Raw genomic sequence first — 20,890 nt, 5'->3', positions numbered from 1 at the left:
CACCGGGCGCTGAATCGGAGGTTCAGCCGATCACGCCGAGCCGCCGCGCGACGGCGACGGCCTGGGTGCGGCTGGTGGCGCCCAGCTTGGCGTTGATGCCGCGCAGGTGGGTGCGCACGGTATTGGCCGACACGAACATTTTTTCGCCGATCGCAATGTTCGAATAGCCTTCTGCAAGCAGCGCCAGCACGCGCAATTCCTGGCGCGTCAACGGTTCGGCCAGCTTGACCGCCGGCGCGCCCGCCCCTTCCGCTCCGTCGGGTTCGGCGGCGGGACCAAAGCCCTGCAGCAGCCGTTGTAGATATTCGGCGAACAGCGGATCGCCCTGCTCCGGCCGGCCCTGGCACTGGGCCGCGACGTAGCTGCGCAGCAGCGCGCCGGCTTGCGGCCCCTCGTCGAGGATCAGGTGGACCGCACCCTCATTGCACGTCGCGCGCAGCAACGTGCCGAATGCCGCGTGGGCGGCGCGCTGGTCGCCATTGCGGAACAGGGCCACCGCCCGCAACAGGGACAACGCCAGCGCACGCCGGTGGCGCGCGCCGTCCTGCGCCGCCGCGATTTCGCGCTCCAGCAGTGGCAGCGCCGCCGCGTACCGCCCGGCCGCGACTTCCCAGCGCAAGCGTCCCAACTCAAGGTATTCAATATCGTGGGCCAGCAGGCGCAGACCCTTCAGACGCAACCACAGGGCACGGTCGTCGGCCCGTTCCAGTTCGGCCCCTGCCGCATCGAAATGGCCTTGCAGCACATACACGCGGGCCCGCTCCAGCCGGGCGCCGGCGACCAGCCGGGGCAGGCTGCGGCAATGCCCGAGGTATTCAAGTTCCGTCAGGGTCTGGAACGCGAGGTCCACGTCGCCGCGCTGGAACGCGATGCGCGACAGCGTCACGTGGGCGCTGATCATGTGGTCCTGGATGCCGGCACTGATGGCCAGCGGCAGGTAAATGTTCAGCAAGTGTTCGGCCTGCGCGCAATCGTCCGCCTCGTACAGGGCATTCGCGTGCAGCACGCCGGCCCAGGCATTGCCATGCGCTTGGCTGTAGCTGCCCTGGTGCGAGGCCCGCAAGGCCATGCGAAAGCGCGCACCGGCCTGCCTGATGCGTCCTTCATGCAGGTCGATAATGCCTTCCACCGCTTCCGAGTACATCGCGTTGAACGCGCCGGACTCGCCCTGGCGCAGGCGCGCCGCGCCCAGCAGCTTGCGCGCCTGCTGGTACTGGCCAAGCACGGAATAGACATCGGCCATTGCGTTGGTCAGCACCGTGTGGGCGAAGGTGTCGCCGGCCGGCACGGCGGCAAGCGCGTCGCCGCCGATGGCGCTGGCCTGCTCGTAGTCGTCCATCATCGCCAGCAATACCGGCCGCAGGGCGACAAACGACACCGCAGGACCAGGACCGTCGGGCCGGCCGCATGCGTAGCGTTCCAGCAGCGCCAGCGCCTCTCCCGGCCCGCGCATCATGCACAAGGCCCAGGCCCGCACGGCCTGCAGGTCGGGATGGGGATGCAGCGCCGCTTCGGGCAGCGCATCGAACCAGCGCGTCAGCAGGCGGATCCGCCCTTGCGCCAGCAGCGCCTGCGCGTGGCGGGCCAGCAGGCATACCGCCTGCGCCGCATCTCCGGCGGCGACAGCATGGTCGATGGCCGGCACCGGCCGCCCCTGCGAGGCGAACCAGCGCGACGCGGCCAGGTGCAGCTGCGCGGCCTGGCCCGGACGTTCGCTGGCCAGCTGGCCTTGCAGGAAATCGGCGAACAAGCCGTGGTAGCGGTACGCCGCCTGTTCGCCGTCGATCGGCGTCAGGAACAGGTTGGCGCTGTCGAGCTCGCGCAACAACGCGGCACTGTCGGTGCGGCCGGTCAACGCGTCGCACAACGGTGCGTCGAGGTAGCGCAGGATGCTGGTGCGCAGCAGGAAGTCGCGCAGCGCCGGCGGTTGCTGGGCCAGCACGTCGTCCGCCAGGTACTGGGTCACCGCCTGGTTGGAGCCGGAGAAATGCCCGATGAAATCGCCATAACTGCTGCGCCGCTCCAGCGCGACCGACGCCAGCCACAACGCGGCAACCCAGCCCTCGGTTTTCTGGTGCAAGGTCGACAGCTGCTCGGGCTGCAATGGCAAATGCCGCCGCTGCTGCAGGAATTCCCCGGTCTCGGGCAGTGAAAAGCGCAGGTGCGACGCATCGATATCGAGTACCTGGCCGCGTGCCCGCAACTGGCCCAGGCCAAGCGCCGGCAGCGTGCGCGAGCCAATCACCATGTGTCCGTTGCGCGGCAGCTGGAGCAGGATTTCACGCACCAGTCCCAGCACGACACGGTCCAGCACGTGTTCGAAATCGTCGAAAAACAGCGCAAACGGCGACTCGAAATCCGCCAGCGCGTCGGCCAGGCGCAGCACCACGTCGCGCGGCGACGCTGGCGGGCGGGCCGCCGCCGCGCCCGGCGGCTCGCCTGCCACCAGGTGCGCGACAGCGGTATCAAGGCAGGACAGGAAGCGGGAAGCGTCGTTGTCGGCCTGGTCCAGCGTCAGCCACGCGGTGGCGACGCCCTTGTCTTCCATTTTCCGGCGCATCTGGATCATCGCCGTGGTCTTGCCGAATCCGGCCGGGCCCCGCACCAGCACCAGCCGGGCCGCCGGCGCACCACCGACACGGGCATGGATCGCCGCGCGCTCGACCTGCGATGCGCTGACTGACGGTGGATTGAGTTTGGCCTGCCACAGCGCCTGTCCTGCGGGCATTCTGAGGCCCATGTTCACGGCGCCCATGTGTCAGGACGCGTAAGAAAACTTTTGCAGGATAACCAACGTCTCGCTTTTGACGGTGGCGTCCAGCACCTGCTTGAATTCCCCGAAACGCGGATGCGCCATCAGGTGCTGGAAGCCGCGGTCCATATGGGCCAGGTCGTCGAGTTCCCAGATGTCGATCACGGTATTGAGACGCCCGGTGCGATGCATGTAAGCGGCGCTCAGTTTCCACCCCGATGATTCGATGATCGGCACCCACTCCGCCATGGTCTGGATGAAACGCTGGTAACCGGCGCCGTCGATTTCAAGTGTCGCCTGCAGAAAAATGCTCATACCCTGCCCTCCCTCGTGGTATTGGTTGGCGCCCGGCGCCGGGTCTATGTGTCGGCGCTTCAGTCCGCGCCGACTTTTTCCAGCGGCGCCTCGGCCGGCGTCCTGCCGACCGCGCGCAGGAAGGTCTTGTGCATGTTGATCAAGGACGGTTCGTTCTTGCCGAACGTGTTGAACGGCTTGATGTTGGCGTTCAGGCTTTTTTGCACGTTGGCGCTGACCCAGTAATCTTCCTTGGCGACGACGTCGCGGATGAACTGGAAGTGCGACTGCGGGTCGAGCCCCTCGTTCGGGCGGTTCAGGTCGCCGCGCCAGTAGCAGCGGTAGCGTGTCAGGTGTTCACCGACCGTGGCGCCGGGATACAGCTGGAAGAATTCCACCGCGGTGGGCGACACCAGCAGCGAGATGTTCGGATAGATGAAGTGGACAAAGGCGAAGTGGTCGAAAATCCCCGTGGTCCACTGCTCCGGCGGGATTTCCTTCAGGCTGGCAATCGAGACATGGACGAACGTCATCCGGTGATGGCGCTGTTCCGGCCCGAAGCGGTCGTACAGCGACAGGTTGCCCATGGTGTAGTCGCCAACGCTGTCCTTGTGCAGGGGCCCGAAATGGTAGCCTTCACAGAAGGTATCGAGCGCCAGCTTCCAGTTGGTATCCATGTGGAATTCGTGCATGTTGACGAAGCTCATGTCGCCCAGGTTCCACATGGCAAAGTATGGCGCGAGGTCGCCCAGGTGGTCGTCGATACTGAACTTCATATCGGGGTCCAGGCCCACGTAAATCACGCCATACTTTTCCTCGACCGGCAGGCGCACCAGGTCGTAATAGGATTTCTCGACACAGCCGAAGCTGTCTTCCTTGAAAATCGTGCGCAGCTTGCCCTTCAAATCGAAGCCCCACGCATGGTACGGGCAACTGATGGAATTGGCCTTGCCGCAACCTTCCTTCAGGCGCGCGCCGCGGTGCGAGCAGGCATTCAGGTAGGCGTTGACCTTGCCGTCGTTATCACGCACCAGCAACACCGGCACGCCCAGGTCGTCAAAGGTGGCGTACGTTCCGGGCCCCGGCAAGTCGCAGCTGAAACCCACCATTTGCGGACTTGCCCTGAAAATTTTGACTTTTTCCTCTTCGAACAGGTCGGGGTCGGTATAGGTCCACGTGGGGTGGCGGTACGGCGCGTCAGCGCTGTCGGTGGTGCCGGCGTCCACGTGCTTCAGGGCGCGCTTGACCACGTCGGTCAGGACGTCTTTTTCGTTCAACATGCTGGTCTCCATTGTTGGGCTGGGCGGGAGGTTCCTCTGGCGGGAACCTTGCTTGGCCGCGCCGCTAATTTTGCAACGCGTGTCAATTTTCAAATGAATATGCCACAAGCAAAATGGCGCGGCAAGATAATTCTATTCACGGCGCGCGGTTCGCAACGGCGGTCCGGCGGGCCTTGCAGCGGGAGCATTGAAATACAAACATTCTGAATTGTTTGTAATTGGAGACACGAACGCCGGCCAGGCCGGCGCTGTGGGACGGGCAGGCGTTTGCCTACGCGAGGGTAAGGGATGCGGTATCGGATGCCGCGTAGGCTGCGGAAAACTCGCGCATCGCGATGGCGGCGAGCAAGTCGAGCAGGCGTTCGAGCCGCTTGCCCTTTTTCAGGTGCGGCGCCATGTCCACCGCCACGCCCTGCATCGACGACATGATCAGGTCCATCAGCATCTCGCGCGTCTCTTCGACCGCCGCGAGGTAGGGAAAGCGCCTGAGCATGGCGTCCGAGATTTTCTGGTCGAGCGACTTTTCCAGCGCCGTCATCGCGCGTTTGAGGCCTTTATCGGTGCGGGCGCCGCGCAGCAGTTCATGCAGGGCGACAAACGTTGGGGAAGCATAGTACTGATGGCAAACTGTCATCGTCTCGCGCATATGCTTTTCGGTAGGCAAGGTTCCAGGCGCCACGACGATGCCCCCGATCAATCGCTCGTACTCTTCCGCGCGTTTTTCGATGATGTATTTGGCCGCCGCATTGAACACCATCGCGCGCGACTTGAAATGATGGGTCATCGCGCCGCGCGACAGGCCGGCCTGCCTGGCGATCTTTTCTGTCGTAGTTTGCGCATAGCCGATCTCGACCAGGCATTGCACCGTGGCCTCGAGTATCGCGTCGCGCGTCATCTGGCTTTTCTCGGCTTGCCAGGACTCCGCCCTGGCCCTGCTCCTGGTCCCGGCTGCGGATTTGGCCACGGATTTGGCCACGGATTTGGCCGCCCCGGCCGGTTTTACTGTTTCAGCGTCTTTCATCGTCGCCTGGTCCATGAGTCACACATTCCCGCATCTTGGACCAAGGGCAACGACCGGTCAATAAAAACATCCATGATCGCTTTTTTCTTGGCGCATGTCATTCCGCCGCCGGATCGAACCGCCGTTTGACAGGCAACAGTTCGCGCGCGCCTTCGAATTCCAGCAGCGTGGCGTCACCGATGCGCCATATCCGCACCGCGGGGCTGGCAAGATGCAGGCGCCGGACCCGGACCGCCGATTGCTGCCACACTTCGCCATTGCACAACCGGAACGTGGTGCTGCCGTCCCAGCCCTTGCAATTACCGTCCAGTTCACATTCGGTGACCAGGCGTATGCGCCGCACTTGGTCTCGTTTAGTCCGCATCGTCTGTCCCTCCCCTGTCTGCCATCGGCCCGCGCCCGGCCTGCGGCGCGGCCGCCATCACATGCTTCTCCGGTACTGCCCGCCCACGGCAAACAGGGCTTCGGTGATCTGCCCCAGCGAGCAGACCCGCACTGCATCCATCAGGACGGCAAACACATTGCCATCGTCAATCACCACTTGTTGCAGCCGGGACAGCATGGCGGGCGCCAGCGCCGCGTTGCGTTCCTGGAACTGCGCCAGGCGCTGCAATTGCGATTGTTTTTCCTGCTCGCTGGAACGGGCCAGTTCTATCGTGGCCGGCGCTCCGCCGGCGTTCGGGTTGCGGAAAGTATTGACGCCGATGATGGGCAGCGTGCCGTCGTGTTTCTGCTGTTCGTACAACATCGACTCTTCCTGGATCTTGCCGCGCTGGTAGCCCGTTTCCATCGCGCCCAGCACGCCGCCGCGTTCGGCAATCCGTTCGAATTCCTGCAGCACGGCTTCCTCGACCAGGTCGGTCAGTTCGTCCATGATAAAGCTGCCCTGGTTCGGGTTTTCATTTTTCGCCAGGCCCCACTCGCGGTTGATGATCAGTTGAATCGCCAGTGCGCGCCGCACCGATTCGTCGGTGGGCGTGGTGATCGCCTCGTCGTAGGCATTGGTGTGCAGGCTGTTGCAGTTGTCGTAGATCGCGATCAGCGCCTGCAACGTGGTGCGGATGTCGTTGAAGTCGATTTCCTGCGCGTGCAGCGAGCGCCCTGAGGTCTGGATGTGGTACTTGAGCTTTTGCGCCCGTTCGTTGGCGCCGTATTTGTCGCGCATGGCGACCGCCCAGATGCGGCGCGCCACGCGGCCCAGCACCGTGTATTCCGGGTCCATGCCGTTCGAGAAGAAGAACGACAGGTTGGGCGCGAAATCGTCGATGCGCATGCCGCGCGCCAGGTACGCTTCGACAAAGGTAAAACCGTTCGACAGCGTGAAAGCCAGCTGGGAAATCGGGTTCGCGCCCGCTTCGGCGATGTGGTAGCCGGAGATCGATACCGAATAAAAATTGCGCACCTCGTGATCGACGAAATACTGCTGGATGTCGCCCATGACTTTCAGCGAAAACTCGGTCGAGAAGATGCAGGTGTTTTGCCCCTGGTCTTCCTTCAGGATATCGGCCTGCACGGTGCCGCGCACATTGCTGAGCACCCAGGCGCGGATCTTCTCCGCTTCGTCGGCGCCCGGCTGGCGCTTGTTTTCTTCGATAAACTTGTCGATCTGCTGGTCGATCGCGGTGTTCATGAACATGGCCAGGATGGTCGGCGCCGGGCCGTTGATGGTCATCGAGACCGACGTGGTCGGATCGCACAGCGCGAAGCCGTCATACAGCACCTTCATGTCGTCGAGCGTGGCGATCGACACGCCCGAGTTGCCGACCTTGCCATAAATGTCCGGCCGCAGCGCGGGATCGGCGCCATACAAGGTCACGGAATCAAACGCGGTCGACAGGCGCTTGGCGTCCATCCCGGTCGAGACCAGCTTGAAGCGCCGGTTGGTGCGGAAGGCGTCGCCCTCGCCGGCGAACATGCGGGTCGGGTCCTCGTTCTCCCGCTTGAATGGGAACACGCCTGCGCTATATGGGAAGGCGCCGGGTACGTTTTCCAGCATCAGGAAACGCAGGATCTCGCCGTGGTCCTGGTAGCGCGGCAGCGCCACCTTGCGGATCCGGGTGCCGGACAGCGTCGTCGCCACCAGGCGGGTGCGGCTCTCCTTGCCACGCACGGTGACGACATAGTCGTCGCCGGCATAGGCTTCCTGCAGCGCCGGCCAGCCGGCGATCAGTTTGCGGGCTTGCGGATCTAGCCGGGATTCGCGCTCGTCGATCAAGCCATCGAGATCGGCGGCCTGCCCGGCCTCGGCCAGCATGCGCCGGGTTTCCAGCAAATGCTGGCGTTCCCGCGCCAGCGCCACCTGCTTGCGCACGAAGGCGTGATAACCGCGCACGGTGTCGGCGATCTCGGCCAGGTAGCGGGTGCGGGCCGGCGGCACGATCGCGTTCTTGCCCGATGAAAAGCGGCGCGCCACCGGCGCCAGCGTGCCGGGCGACGTCTTCAAACCCAGCGCGCCCAGTTTCGGCAGCAAGGCCTGGTACAGCGCGGTGACGCCGTCATCGTTGAAGCGCGAAGCCTGGGTGCCGAACACCGGCATGGTATCGGTGGGCTGGCTCCACAGTTCGCGGTTGCGCTGGTATTGCTTGGCCACGTCGCGCAGGGCGTCCAGCGCGCCCTTGCGGTCGAACTTGTTGATGGCGACGACGTCGGCAAAATCGAGCATGTCGATTTTCTCGAGCTGAGAGGCGGCGCCGAACTCCGGCGTCATGACATACATCGACAGGTCGACATGGGGCACGATCGCCGCGTCGCCCTGGCCGATACCCGATGTCTCGACGATGACCAGGTCGAATCCCGCCACCTTGCAGGCGGCAATCACATCGGGCAAGGCCGCCGAGATTTCCGAGCCGGCCTCGCGCGTTGCCAGCGAGCGCATGAAGACCCGCGACCGGCCTCCCCACGGCCCGATGGCGTTCATCCGGATCCTGTCGCCCAGCAAGGCGCCGCCGGATTTCCGGCGCGAAGGGTCGATCGAAATGATGGCCAGTTGCAGCGCGTCGCCCTGGTCCAGCCGCAGGCGCCGCACCAGTTCATCGGTCAGCGACGACTTGCCGGCCCCGCCGGTGCCGGTGATGCCGAGCACGGGAGTCGCCGTTTCCTTGCTGCGTTGGCGCACCGCCTGCACCAGTTCCGGCGCGGCCTGGCCGTTTTCCAGCGCCGTGATCAGTTGCGCCAGCGGCCGCTGGCGCTGTTCCATGGTGCCCGTCGCCAGCGCATCGAGCGCGGTGGGCGCGTGGCCGCACAGGTCGATGTCGCAGGACTGGATCATCGACAGGATCATGCCGACCAGGCCCAGGCGCTGGCCATCCTCGGGGCTGAAGATGCGCGCCACGCCATACGCGTGCAAGTCCGCGATTTCGCTTGGGACGATCACCCCGCCACCGCCGCCGTACACCTTGATATGTGCGCCGCCGCGCTGTTTCAGCAGGTCGATCATGTATTTGAAATACTCGACGTGCCCGCCCTGGTAACTGGAAATGGCGATACCTTGCACATCTTCCTGCAATGCCGCGGTGACGATGTCGTCCACCGAGCGGTTGTGGCCTAGGTGGATCACCTCGACGCCGTTGGCCATCAGGATGCGGCGCATGATATTAATCGATGCATCGTGCCCGTCGAACAGCGAGGCCGCGGTGACAAAGCGCACCTTGTTGGTGACGCTGTACCCGTTCAGTTTGCTGGCATCGGACAAGTCGGTCATGGCGCTTCCTGGGGAAATGAGAGGGGATTCCCAAATATAAGGAGCGCGCGGCTTGCCGGCAATGTCTTAAAACTTCAAAATCCGTGCGAGATTTTGCCACGCGTGTCAAAAATGACCGAAGGCCTCCTTCCTGATGGACTGGCGGGCCGACGGGACTGCCAGCGCGCCGCGTTGACCTGTCAATGCGACATCTCAAAAGATAAAGCCCCGTAAAAACAGGGCTTTATCGCGTCAATCCTGATAAACACCGACACTGATGACAAGGTCGTTGAACTTTTCAGAATACAAGGACTTCGATTCGATCTTGCCGGACACGGGATTTGGCCACTTATAGTCAACCCAACCACTGTTTTTCGTCTTGAGGATTTCACCGCCTTCCTTGACGAATGCCTTGCCATCGACATCCTTCACTTCGGTCAGATTCTTGCCAACCAACCTCGGATTGCCGCCGTGCGCCAATACCGTTCCGACTCCGTCGCCAATGGTCACATAGAGGTCGCGGTCCACGAACCGGCCTTTCGGTATATTGACTTCCGCAATCGCCTTATCCTTGCCGTTGGCCTTGATATAGGCGACGACCTTGTGCACCATCGCTACCGCGTCATCCTTGGTGGCATGCTCGGTCGCGCCGGCGGTCCCGGTCACGGCCAGCGCAACGCTGAATAACATTGCCCGTAATACATTTCGCATTTCAATTCTCCAGAATAGTTTTCAAAGCCCCGATACTGACGACGAGGGGCGGTTAAGCGGGGCGACCCGCGCCGCGTCGGCGGCGAAGCTGCGCGCCGCGAAACACAATGCGAGGCCGGTGATGAAAATCGCACCCGGCACGGCCAGGCTCAGCGCACCTTGCAGGCCGATGGCGCGGAACCCGTCGGTCATGGCCGGCGCATGTACTGCCTGCATGGCCCGTGCGGCAAGCCAGTCCGACAACGCCCCGGTGACGATGGTGCCGAAGCCCGCACCGAGTATGTACTGGAAGAAGAAATACACGGACATCGCCGTCGCGCGCAAACGCGCCTCCACCACGTCCTGGATCGACGCATACACGGTCACGAAATACATGAAGTACAACAGCCAGCCAAGTGACAGCAGCGCCGTCACCGCGACCACGTCGCCGGCGGCGCGCGTCAGGCCGAGCCAAAGCAAAGGCGCCGAGGCCAGCAGGCAGATCGCGCCGAGCATCAGGCGCCCGCGCACGAAAGCCTGGTGCACCCGGTCGGCAATCCATCCGCCAGCCGTCAAGCCGACCAGGCCCGTCACGCCTAACACGATGGCCGCCACCATGCCCGCCTGCGCCACGTTGACGTGGTGGTAACGCACCATCAGGGACGGCAGGAACGTGCTCAAGGCGTACGAGGCGAAATTGACCGCGGCCCCCGACGCGATGATCCACCACAGCGTCGGAATCGCCAGCACGCTGCGGTATGGCCGGGCTACCGGCGCGAGTTTGCCCGCCATATGGCCCTCCTGGGAGCCGCGCACCGGCTCGCGCACTCGGAGCACCAGCAAGGCCACGACGAAGCCGGGCACGGCCGCGAGGTAAAACGGCGCGCGCCAGCCATAGTTTTGCGCCAGATATCCGACGAGCATGAAGCAGGCCAGGCTGCCCAGGGGCAGAACGAGCATGAACAGGCCGAGCGCCCGCGCCCGCTGCTTCGATGGATACAGATCGCCGATCATCGAATTGGACGCCGGCGCGCAGCTTGCCTCGCCTATTCCCACACCAAGGCGTATCAGCAGGAAAGAGGCGAAATTCCACGCCAGGCCGGAAGCTGCGGTCATCAGGCTCCACACGAAGACGCCGCCGGCCAGCACGCGGGTGCGCCTGACCCGGTCCGACAGGCGCCCCAGCGGCAAGCCGGCGAGCGCATAGATGAGCGTAAATGTGGTGCCCATCAGGCCCAGCATCATGTCGTCGAGCGCGAACTCCCTGCGGATCGGTTCGAGCACGACGGCGGGAATCGTGCGGTCAAAGAAGTTCAGGAAGTTAATCAGAAACAGCGTGAACAGGGCGGCCTTCGCGCCGGAGGCGACTGCCGGGACCGGGGCCTTGCCGACCGTTCCGCTATCGATGGAACAACCCGGTCCAGCCGGGCCAGCCTGTGTCAGGTCCTCCTGCACGGCTGCGCGGGAATTGCCCGTTCTCATGCCGGCTTGCCCGGTTGCGTCAGGCGTTCCTGGACGCGCCCGCCGACCGTCGGGAATGCCTGCCGGTGCGCCCCGCCCGCTTCAAACGGGGCGGCGGACACGTCCGTGCATACCGCGTCTGTGGACTTGCCGGATGTCTTGCTGCTGGCTACTTTGGTCATGATGTCGTCTCCTGTTAATAAGAATTATTTCCCGCTTCTTTAGAAAAAATATCGCGCTGCCAACATATAAAAACTGCTTTAATGCTGGACGCTCAAGCGTCGGGTCAGCAAAATATACCGGGGCCACGCGGCTGTTCCGAGGCTCGAAACGGCCACTTTCGTAACAATTCCGGCCATCACCTGAAAATCTGCCCAATAATGAATTCTTCCGGCCCCGCCTTACCCATCCATGTACTGCTGCCCTTTTGCATTCAAGACATGATTGCGCAGGGGTATGATTTGGGCGACGTGTTGGCGGGAACGCACCTGGACAGCAAGACCTGGGACCGGCCCGAGAGCGTGTTAAGCGCAGCGCAGGAACTGGCCATCTACGCGAATATCGAGCGTCTGTTACAGCCGGGCGCGGCCGGACTTGAACTCGGCTCCCGTATCAACGTCAATGCGATCGGCATGATGGGAGGATTGCTGAGAAATTCGCGCAATGTGGGGCATGCCGGCTATTTGCTAAGACGCTTCCATCCATTGACCAACCGCTGGTTTACGTCGGAGCTGATCGGCGCCGTGTCACCTGGAAAAACCGTCGTGCGCTATCGTCCGGTCACCGATTTGGGGAGACTCTATCGCTTGCTGATCGACCTCAGCATCCGCGGGACGCAACAATTGCTGGTCGAAATTTTCGGGCCGGCGGCCGGGGCCTATGTCAGTGAAGTCACGTTCGGTTATGCCGCCCCCGGCGATGCGCAGCGTTATGCGGCTGAGCTTGGCTGTCCGGTCAATTTCGGCAACGAGTATACGCTGGTCAGCTTCGACAACGAGATCGGCAAGATGCCCAACACCGGGCACAGCAACTTCAGCTATCAGGTTTTTCACCAACAGTGCCGCGCCTCCGCATTCCGCTTCGGCCCCACGTCGTGGCGCGAAAGGACGCTCAATATCCTGGCCAGCCTCGACTACTATCCGAGCGCCGAAGCCATGGCGGCCAAGTTGAATTGCTCGGAACGCAGCCTGCGCCGGCATTTCAATAACGAAGGGGTCCAGTATTCCGAACTGATCGACAAGGTCAGGTTTGACCGCGCCGCCTACCTGTTAGTCCATTCGACAGATTCGGTGAAGAAAATCAGCAATCAGCTTGCCTATAGCGAACCACAGGCATTTGGCCGCGCGTTTTATCGCTGGAGTGGCTTGACGCCGACGCAGTTCCGGCGCCGCGGGCAATGACGCGGTCCCTGCATCGCCGCAGCGCTTATTTGGTTCCGCGATGCTCTCGTGGGCGGTGTTGGCGCCGGCCGCGTTCAGAAAAAATAATGGCCCCGAGCGGAGCCATTATTTAATTACAAACCGCAACGACAGTTAATACGCTGTCACTCCCACTCAATGGTCGCAGGTGGCTTACCGCTAATGTCATAAACCACCCGGTTGAGCCCGCGTACCTCATTGATGATGCGATTCGACACCTTACCCAGCAACGAGTGCGGCAAATGCGCCCAATGCGCCGTCATGAAGTCCTGCGTCTGCACCGCACGCAACGCCACCACGTATTCATAGGTGCGGCCATCGCCCATCACGCCGACCGATTTCACCGGCAGGAACACGGCAAACGCTTGCGACGTCGCTTCATACCAGTTCTTCGGCACGCTGTCCTGGTCGAAGCCCGGCACCACCGTGGCTTCGTATGGCGTGTTGCGCAGCTCTTCGATGAAGATCGCGTCAGCCTGGCGCAGCAGATCGGCGTATTCCTTTTTCACTTCACCCAGGATGCGCACGCCCAGGCCCGGGCCCGGGAACGGATGGCGGTAGACCATGTCATGCGGCAGGCCCAGCGCCACGCCCAGCTTGCGCACTTCGTCCTTGAACAGTTCGCGCAGCGGTTCCAGCAATTGCAGCTTCATGGTGTCCGGCAGGCCGCCCACGTTGTGGTGCGACTTGATGGTCTGGCCTTTCTTGCCCTTGCCGGCCGACTCGATGACGTCCGGATAGATCGTGCCTTGCGCCAGCCATTTCGCGTTGACCAGCTTGGCCGATTCAGCCTGGAACACTTCAACGAATTCGCGGCCGATGATCTTGCGCTTCTGTTCCGGGTCGGTGACGCCGGCCAGGTGGCCCATGAACTGGTCTTCCGCATCGATGCGGATGACTTTCACGCCCAGGTTCTTGGCGAACATATCCATCACCATCTGGCCTTCGTTCAGGCGCAGCAAACCGTGGTCGACGAACACGCAGGTCAGCTGGTCGCCGATGGCGCGATGGATCAGCGCGGCGGCCACGGACGAATCCACGCCGCCCGACAGGCCCAGGATCACTTCATCGGTACCCACTTGCGCGCGGATTTTTTCCACGGCTTCGGAGATGTAGTCCGGCATGTTCCAGTCGGCCTTGATGCCGCAGATCTCGTGCACGAAGCGGCCCAGGATGGCCTTGCCCTGCTCGGTGTGCGTGACTTCCGGGTGGAATTGCACGGCGTAGAAGCGGCGGTCTTCGTCGGCCATGGCGGCGATCGGGCAGCTCGGGGTGTCGCCCATCAGCTTGAACCCTGGCGGCATTTCCAGCACTTTGTCGCCGTGGCTCATCCACACTTTCAGCATGCCGTGGCCTTCCGGCGTCACGAAGTCGTTGATGCCGTCCAGCAGTTTGGTATGGCTGCGGGCGCGCACTTCGGCGTAGCCGAATTCGCGCACCAGGCCGTTTTCCACTTTGCCGCCCAGTTGCGCGGCCATGGTTTGCATGCCGTAGCAAATGCCCAGCACCGGCACGCCCAGCTCGAACACGGCTTGCGGCGCGCGCGGCGAATCGCCTTCCAGCGTCGAGTTATGGCTGCCGGACAGGATCACGCCGGACGCGCCATAGTTGCGCACGAAGTCGTCGCCGATATCGTATGGATAAACTTCGGAGAACACGCCGGAATCGCGCACGCGGCGGGCGATCAGCTGGGTGACCTGGGAACCGAAATCGAGGATGAGGATTTTAGAGTGCATGGATGTGGGTAAAAGCTTTGGGAAATGGGTACAACCAAGGGTAATTCTGGTGAAACAACGCCGGCACCGCGTTGCGCAGGTGCCAGCGTTCGTGGAGCTTATTCCGAACGGTAGTTCGGCGCTTCCTTGGTGATTTGCACGTCGTGCACGTGCGATTCGCGCATGCCGGCCGACGTGATTTCAACGAATTCCGCTTTTTCGCGCAGTTCGTCGATGGTGGCGCAGCCGCAGTAGCCCATGGACTGGCGCACGCCGCCCACCAGCTGGAAGATGATGGCCAGCACGGAGCCCTTGTAGGCGACGCGGCCTTCGATACCTTCCGGCACGAACTTGTCCTGCTTCATGGCGGCGTCCTGGAAGTAGCGGTCGGCCGAACCATCGGACATCGCGCCCAGCGAACCCATGCCACGGTACGATTTGTACGAACGGCCCTGGTACAGGATCACTTCGCCCGGCGCTTCTTCGGTACCGGCAAACATCGAACCCATCATGACGGTCGAGGCGCCGGCTGCCAGCGCTTTCGAGATATCGCCCGAGAAGCGGATGCCGCCGTCAGCGATACATGGCACGCCCGTGCCTTCCAGTGCCTGCGCCACGTTCGAGATCGCGGTGATCTGCGGCACGCCGACACCGGCCACGATACGGGTGGTGCAGATCGAGCCAGGACCGATACCCACTTTCACCGCATCGGCGCCGTATTCGACCAGCGCTTTGGCGGCGGCTGCCGTGGCGATGTTGCCGCCGATGACGTCCACTTGCGGGAAGCGTTCCTTGATCCATTTCACGCGGTCCAGGATGCCTTGCGAGTGGCCGTGGGCGGTGTCGACCACCAGCACGTCCACGCCGGCGGCAACCAGCAGTTCGATCCGCTCTTCATCTTTCGCGCCCACGCCCACTGCCGCGCCAACCAGCAGCTTGCCGTGCTTGTCTTTCGATGCGTTCGGGTGTTCGGTCGACTTTTGAATGTCTTTTACCGTGATCAGGCCGCGCAGTTCGAACTGGTCATCGACCACCAGCACGCGCTCCAGGCGGTGCTTGTTCATCAGGCGCTTGGCTTCGTTGGTGTCCGCACCTTCCTTCACGTACACCAGCTTGTCGCGCGGCGTCATCTTGGCGCGCACTTCCGCGTCCAGTTCCTGCTCGAAGCGCAAATCGCGGTTGGTGATAATACCAACTACTTGTTTACCCTCTATCACCGGGAAGCCGGAAATGCCATACTGCTCCGTCAGCTTGATGACTTCGCGGATTTTCATATCCGGCGGAATCGTGATCGGATCGCGCAGCACACCCGCCTCGAAACGCTTGACGCGGGCCACTTCGCGGGCCTGGTCTTTCGGTTTCAGGTTCTTGTGGATGATGCCGATGCCGCCTTCCTGTGCCATGGCGATCGCCAGGCGGGCTTCCGTCACGGTGTCCATCGCGGCGGACAGCAGCGGGATGTTCAGCGAGATATTGCGGGTCAGGCGAGTCTTGAGGGACGTATCCGCAGGGAGGATATTCGAATACGCTGGAACGAGCAGCACGTCATCGAAGGTGAGTGCTTTTTGGAGTAAACGCATAGTACATTTCCTATTGGCGCAAAAGTAGATTATACAGAAAATCAGCCATTTAGTCTTTACCCGGTGGAAATTCGGTGCTTACGGTTGACTTCAAAGGTATTTCATGGAGAATCAGGCCGACATGAAAAAGGTTGCCATGATGAAACTCTCACAACTCCGACTGCTGGCAGGCGCCCTGCTGGCCGTTGCCTGCACCGCGCCGGTGGCGCACGCCCAGGCGCCGTACATCTGGATCGACGACAAGGGCATGAAGCAGTTGTCGGACCAGCCGCCGCCGCCCTCGGTGCCGCTGAACCGCATCCTGCGCCAGCCGCGCAATGCGCAAATCGCGCCCGCACCGGCAGCGGCCGACAATCCTGCCGCCAACGCAGCCGCGCCCACGGCCGACAGCGGCAAGGCAAGTGCGGAGGACAAGGCAAAACGCCCGCCCACGCTGGCCGAACGCAATGCGGACTTCGCCAAGCGGCAGGCCGAAGCAGCCGCCGCCAGCCAGAAGGCGGCGCAGGAAGCGGCGCAGAAATCGTCGGAGTCGGCCAACTGCGAGAATGCGCGCAGCAACCAGTTGGCGCTCGAATCCGGCGTCCGCATGAGCACATTCGACAAGGATGGCCAGCGCGGCTACCTGACCGATGCGCAGCGGGCCGAACGCAGCAAGCAAAACAAAGCAGTACTGGCGGGATGCGCGCGCTGACCGTACACTCAGTTTTTTAGCAGACAAGAACAAGAACCAATGAGCAGAACTTCGAATGGCAAGAGCCGCGCCAGCGGCCGTGTAACCCTGGCGGCGGTGGCCGCCCATGCCGGCGTGGCGACGATGACCGCGTCGCGTGCCATCAGCCAGCCGGAACTCGTGTCGTCGCTGCTGCGCGAACGGGTGGAAAAGGCGGTCGAAGAACTCGGCTATGTGCCCAACCGCGCCGCGCGCGCCTTGGCGTCGTCGAAATCCAACGTGATCGTGGTGCTGGTGCCGTCGCTGTCGAACGCCGTGTTTACCGCCGTGCTGGCGGGCATCCAGGATGCGCTGGATCCGTATGGCTACCAGATCCTGATCGGTAACACGCGCTATTCCGACGCCGAAGAGGAAAAGCTGCTGAACGTCTACATGCAATCGAACCCGGACGGCATCCTGCTGTCCGGCCTGTCGCACAGCAAGGGCGTGGAAAAGACACTGGCGACGTCGCGCGTGCCGGTGGTGTCGATGATGGACATTTCCACCGATCCGGACCGCGTCTCCGTCGGCTTTTCGCAAATCCAGGCCGGCTACCAGATGACGCGCTACCTGCTCGACAAGGGGTATCAGCGCATCGGCTTCATGGGTGCCCAACTGGACGAGCGCACCATCAAGCGCCAGGAAGGTTATCGGATGGCCATGGCGGAAGCGGGCAAGCTCGATCCGACGCTGGAAATGATGGTGCCCGATCCGTCCACCATTGCACTGGGCGCGGAACTGGTCGAGCGCATGCACGCCACCATGCCGGGCCTCGACGCGATCTTTTGCTGCAACGACGACCTGGCGCACGGCGCGATATTCCAGTGCCAGCGGCGCGGCATTGTCGTGCCACAGCAACTGGCAATTTGCGGCTTCAATGATTTACCCGCATCGGCGCTGATGCATCCGTCATGCACCACGATCGCCACGCCGCGCTATAAAGTCGGCTTCGAAGCCGCCACCCTGCTGCAAACGCTGATCAGGGGCGAAGCGCCTGAACAGCAGCATATCGACCTCGGTTTCACGGTGATGGCGCGGGAAAGCGCGTAAGCGCCAGCCACCCAGTCAAACACCCTCCCCCACGCCGGCATGCCATGCGAAATCCGCATGCATGCTGCGCCGCAGCATACAAATTTCTTGACCAAGCGTTCACGATGGCCGACACTTCGCATCACTGATAGCGCTATCATTTTGATGTCAAACTCATAATTCAACGGAAATGAACCACATAAAACAAGCAAGCCGATGGGTCGTGATGGGTGTCTGCGGCAGCGGCAAAAGCGAAGTGGGACGGCGGGTGGCGCAAGCCCTCGGCGCCCGTTTCATCGAAGGCGACGATTACCATTCGCCCGCCAATGTCGCGAAGATGGCATCCGGCATCCCCCTCGATGACGCCGACCGCGCCGCGTGGCTGCAATGCCTGCGCCAGGAAATCGCCACCGCGCGGGGAACCGGCGCCAGCCTGGTCGTCTCGTGCTCGGCGCTGAAACGGCGTTACCGCGACCTGCTGCGCGAAGGCGATCCCGCGCTGCGCTTTGCCCACCTGAAGGGCGAACGCAACGTGATCGCACAGCGCCTGGCCGCCCGCAAGGACCACTACATGCCTCCGGCCCTGCTCGACAGCCAGTTACAGGCGCTGCAACCCCTGCAAGCCGACGAGACCGGCGTCACGCTGGACATCACTGCCGCACCGCAACAACTGGCCGAAGCCATCCTCGAGATAGCGCAGCGCTAGCACCCCACATTCCCAAGGAGACACAATGAATACCGCCATCACCAAGAACATTCCCAAGCGGCGCTGGGGCATCGGCGCCCTGCTCGGCATCGGTGTGCTGATCAACTACATCGACCGCATCGGCCTGTCCGTCGCGGCGCCGCAGATCCAGGCCGCCTTCAACCTGTCGCCGGTCGACATGGGCATCCTGTTTTCCGCCTTCGCCTGGTCCTACTCGCTGCTGCAAATCCCCGTCGGCATGGTGCTGGACCGCTTCGGCCCCACCACTGTCGGCCGCTGGGGCGCGTTCCTGTGGGGCCTGGCTTCCACCATCACGGCCCTGTCCAGCGGCTTCGCCGGCATCTTCATTGCCCGCATCCTGCTGGGCATCGCCGAAGCGCCGGCCTTTCCGGTCAGCTCGAAAGCCACCGGCTACTGGTTCCCCCGCAAGGAACGGGGCATGGCCACGGCGATCTTCGACGCGGCCGCCAAGTTTTCCAACGTGATCGGCGTGCCGCTGGTGGCGGTCACCATCGTGGCCTATGGCTGGCGCTACGGCTTCGCGCTGTCCGCCTTCCTCAGCTTCGCGTACTTCATCGCGTTCTACGTGTTTTACCGTGATCCGAGCGCGGACAAAAACCTCAGCAAGGAAGAACTGCACTACATCCGCCAGGGCGGCGCCGCACCTGAAGGCCCGTCCGACACGGGCGCGCTGAACATGCTGGGCTACCTGCTGACGAAAACCAAGATCTGGGGCCTGACCATTGGCTTTGCCGCCTATGGCTACACGTTTTACCTGTTCCTCACGTGGCTGCCCGGCTACCTGGTGCAGACCATGCACATGAGCATCCTGAAGTCGGCCGGCTATGCCGCGATTCCATGGATGGTGGCCACGGTGACGGACTTGATCGTGGGCGGCTGGCTGATCGACCACCTGATCGCCAAGGGCAAGAATGAATCCGTGGTGCGCAAGGGCGTGCTGGTGACGGGCATGCTGTTTGGCCTGGCCGTGTTCGGCGCCACGCAAACCACCAACCCGGCCTGGGCCATCTTCTGGATTTCCATCGCACTGGGCGGCCTGGCTGCCGCGGCGCCGGTGGGCTGGTCGCTGCCTTCGCTGATCGCCCCGAAAGGCGGCGCGGGCACCATTGGCGGCATCATGAATTTCGCCAACAACCTGATGGGCGCGGCCGCCCCGATCGTCACCGGCATGATCGTCGGCGCCACCAACTCGTTCGCCAATGCCTTCCTGGTGGCCGGTGTGATCCTGATTGTCGGCATCGTATCGTTCGTGTTCGTGTTGGGCAAGATCGAGCCGATTCCCGATCCCGAACCTGCCAGCGCCGTGCCTGCCACTGCCCAGTAACTCTTCCTTCACGGCTGGGCACCCTGGCCCGCCGCTTCCCGCATTCCGGAGACAACAATATGAAGCGCATCATCGCGCTGGCCGCCCTGTGCGCGGCCGGCAGCAGCGCCGCGTCCGATATCGCCTTTTATGGCGTGATGGACGTCGGCATTTCCCAGGACCGTGGCGGCATCAACGGTGTATCGACCCGCGTCACCAGCGGCATGGCCACGCAAAGCCGCTGGGGTTTCAAAGGCAGCGAAGACCTGGGCGACGGCTTGTCCGCATTCTTCGTCATCGAAGGCGGCATCCATGCCGATACCGGCGTTCCCACCCAGAACGGCACCTTGTTCGGCCGCACCAGCATCGTCGGCTTGCGCGGCAAGGCTGGCGCGGTCAGCGTCGGCTTGCAGGATACGCCGCTGTTCACCACATTGAACACGGTGATCGACCCGCTGCGCAACGGCATCGGCCGCTCGAACAACCTGATGCCGCCGGGCGGCTTCCGCGCCGGCAATTCCATCCTCTATCGCAGCAATAGCTGGAACGGTTTCAGCGGCGACGCCATGGTGGTGGCCGGCGAAGCTGCCGGCAACAGCAGCATCGGGCGCCAGTTCGGCGGCTCGTTTGGCTACAGCAACGGCCCGCTGAATGTGCGGCTGGCGCTGCACAACCGCAGCAACGTGACAGCCACGGCGCCGGACGCACCGTCGGCGCGCAACTGGCTGCTGGGCGCGAATGTTGACTGGCAGGTGGTGAAGCTGTACGCGGGTTACGGCGTCAACCGGGGGCCGAATTCGTCGCCATTGAATAGTGCGGGCGCGCCGTTTGGCGGGGTGGCGCCGGTCGCTTCTTCATCCAGCAATGATGTCTTGGTCGGTGTGTCGGTGCCGCGCGGCGCGTGGACATATATCGCCACCGTGGTGCACAAGGATGACCGCACGCGGTTCGACCAGGATGCGCTGCAAACGGCGCTCTATGCGGCGTATGCGTTTTCCAGGCGTACCGATGTGTATGCGGCGCATGTGCTGATTCATAACCGCAATGGCGCGGGACATACGGCGGGGAACAGCGAGGAACCGGGGACGGGGAACCGGCAACTGGCGATTGGATTGCGCCACCGGTTCTGAACATTTGCCAGGCCACTCGGTCTGCAGTTGAGGTGCTATGTCCCCGTAGGGCGGCATTTACAATGCCGCCTGCTGGCGCCGCGTTGGCGCACGCACGGCGGC

The 20,890-nt window shown here is 62.9% G+C and carries 17 protein-coding genes; 6 read left to right on the top strand and 11 right to left on the bottom strand.

Annotated features, from left to right (window positions below):
- Positions 1–22: 22 nt before the first annotated feature.
- The 9 genes from GJ700_RS07835 to GJ700_RS07795 all read right to left on the bottom strand — a co-directional run bounded on the left by GJ700_RS07835 (position 23) and on the right by GJ700_RS07795 (position 11,359).
- Entirely contained in the window at positions 23–2,740 is a 2,718-nt protein-coding gene (locus GJ700_RS07835; protein ID WP_154372327.1) for a winged helix-turn-helix domain-containing protein, read from the bottom strand.
- An 18-nt stretch (positions 2,741–2,758) separates the two neighbouring features.
- Positions 2,759–3,067 carry an NIPSNAP family protein gene (locus GJ700_RS07830; protein ID WP_154372324.1) on the bottom strand — a complete coding sequence of 103 codons (309 nt, stop codon included), beginning with the start codon at positions 3,065–3,067 and terminating at the stop codon, positions 2,759–2,761.
- A gap of 59 nt (positions 3,068–3,126) precedes the next feature.
- Positions 3,127–4,326, bottom strand: a complete 1,200-nt coding sequence (locus GJ700_RS07825; protein ID WP_229506873.1) for an aromatic ring-hydroxylating oxygenase subunit alpha — start codon at positions 4,324–4,326, stop codon at positions 3,127–3,129.
- 271 nt (positions 4,327–4,597) lie between these two features.
- Entirely contained in the window at positions 4,598–5,362 is a 765-nt protein-coding gene (locus tag GJ700_RS07820; protein ID WP_229506872.1) for a TetR/AcrR family transcriptional regulator, read from the bottom strand.
- A gap of 82 nt (positions 5,363–5,444) precedes the next feature.
- Positions 5,445–5,690, bottom strand: coding sequence for a hypothetical protein (locus GJ700_RS07815; protein WP_195763815.1), 246 nt, complete (start codon positions 5,688–5,690; stop codon positions 5,445–5,447).
- A gap of 78 nt (positions 5,691–5,768) precedes the next feature.
- Positions 5,769–9,047: a fused isobutyryl-CoA mutase/GTPase IcmF gene (gene icmF, locus GJ700_RS07810; protein ID WP_154372320.1), complete on the bottom strand. Its 3,279-nt coding sequence runs from the start codon at positions 9,045–9,047 to the stop codon at positions 5,769–5,771.
- Positions 9,048–9,278: 231 nt separating this feature from the next.
- A complete protein-coding gene (locus GJ700_RS07805) occupies positions 9,279–9,737 on the bottom strand; it encodes a cache domain-containing protein (RefSeq protein ID WP_154372318.1) in 459 nt (152 codons plus the stop codon).
- Positions 9,738–9,758: 21 nt separating this feature from the next.
- Entirely contained in the window at positions 9,759–11,198 is a 1,440-nt protein-coding gene (locus GJ700_RS07800; RefSeq protein ID WP_154372316.1) for a spinster family MFS transporter, read from the bottom strand.
- Complete coding sequence (locus GJ700_RS07795) at positions 11,195–11,359, bottom strand: hypothetical protein (RefSeq protein WP_154372314.1); 165 nt, start codon at positions 11,357–11,359, stop codon at positions 11,195–11,197. The genes GJ700_RS07800 and GJ700_RS07795 overlap by 4 nt, the downstream gene beginning before the upstream one ends.
- A 258-nt stretch (positions 11,360–11,617) precedes the next feature.
- Here GJ700_RS07795 and GJ700_RS07790 point away from each other — a divergent pair, with 258 nt between their 5' ends.
- Positions 11,618–12,577: an AraC family transcriptional regulator gene (locus tag GJ700_RS07790; RefSeq protein ID WP_195763814.1), complete on the top strand. Its 960-nt coding sequence runs from the start codon at positions 11,618–11,620 to the stop codon at positions 12,575–12,577.
- Between the two features lie 143 nt (positions 12,578–12,720).
- Here the strand turns inward: GJ700_RS07790 and guaA are convergent, their stop codons facing one another.
- On the bottom strand, positions 12,721–14,331 hold the full coding sequence (guaA, locus tag GJ700_RS07785; protein WP_154372310.1) for a glutamine-hydrolyzing GMP synthase: 1,611 nt from the start codon (positions 14,329–14,331) through the stop codon (positions 12,721–12,723).
- Positions 14,332–14,429: 98 nt separating this feature from the next.
- Positions 14,430–15,890, bottom strand: a complete 1,461-nt coding sequence (gene guaB, locus GJ700_RS07780; RefSeq protein WP_154372308.1) for an IMP dehydrogenase — start codon at positions 15,888–15,890, stop codon at positions 14,430–14,432.
- 136 nt (positions 15,891–16,026) lie between these two features.
- On the opposite strand from guaB, the gene GJ700_RS07775 reads away from it, so the two are divergent.
- The 5 genes from GJ700_RS07775 (at position 16,027) to GJ700_RS07755 (ending at position 20,788) form a co-directional block, all read left to right on the top strand.
- Positions 16,027–16,581, top strand: a complete 555-nt coding sequence (locus tag GJ700_RS07775) for a DUF4124 domain-containing protein (protein ID WP_229506871.1) — start codon at positions 16,027–16,029, stop codon at positions 16,579–16,581.
- A 39-nt stretch (positions 16,582–16,620) separates the two neighbouring features.
- Complete coding sequence (gene gntR, locus GJ700_RS07770; protein WP_154372306.1) at positions 16,621–17,649, top strand: HTH-type transcriptional regulator GntR; 1,029 nt, start codon at positions 16,621–16,623, stop codon at positions 17,647–17,649.
- Positions 17,650–17,818: 169 nt separating this feature from the next.
- Positions 17,819–18,334, top strand: a complete 516-nt coding sequence (locus tag GJ700_RS07765) for a gluconokinase (RefSeq protein WP_229506870.1) — start codon at positions 17,819–17,821, stop codon at positions 18,332–18,334.
- Positions 18,335–18,359: 25 nt separating this feature from the next.
- The gene (locus GJ700_RS07760; protein ID WP_154372304.1) at positions 18,360–19,679 is read left to right on the top strand and encodes an MFS transporter; all 1,320 of its coding nucleotides are present in this window, start codon (positions 18,360–18,362) and stop codon (positions 19,677–19,679) included.
- Between the two features lie 59 nt (positions 19,680–19,738).
- Positions 19,739–20,788, top strand: a complete 1,050-nt coding sequence (locus tag GJ700_RS07755; protein WP_154372302.1) for a porin — start codon at positions 19,739–19,741, stop codon at positions 20,786–20,788.
- The last annotated feature ends 102 nt before the right edge of the window (positions 20,789–20,890 follow it).

This window comes from Pseudoduganella rivuli, assembly GCF_009674485.1.
GTDB classification, from domain to species: domain Bacteria; phylum Pseudomonadota; class Gammaproteobacteria; order Burkholderiales; family Burkholderiaceae_D; genus Rugamonas; species Rugamonas rivuli_B.
This window is presented reverse-complemented; position numbering and strand designations above follow the sequence as displayed.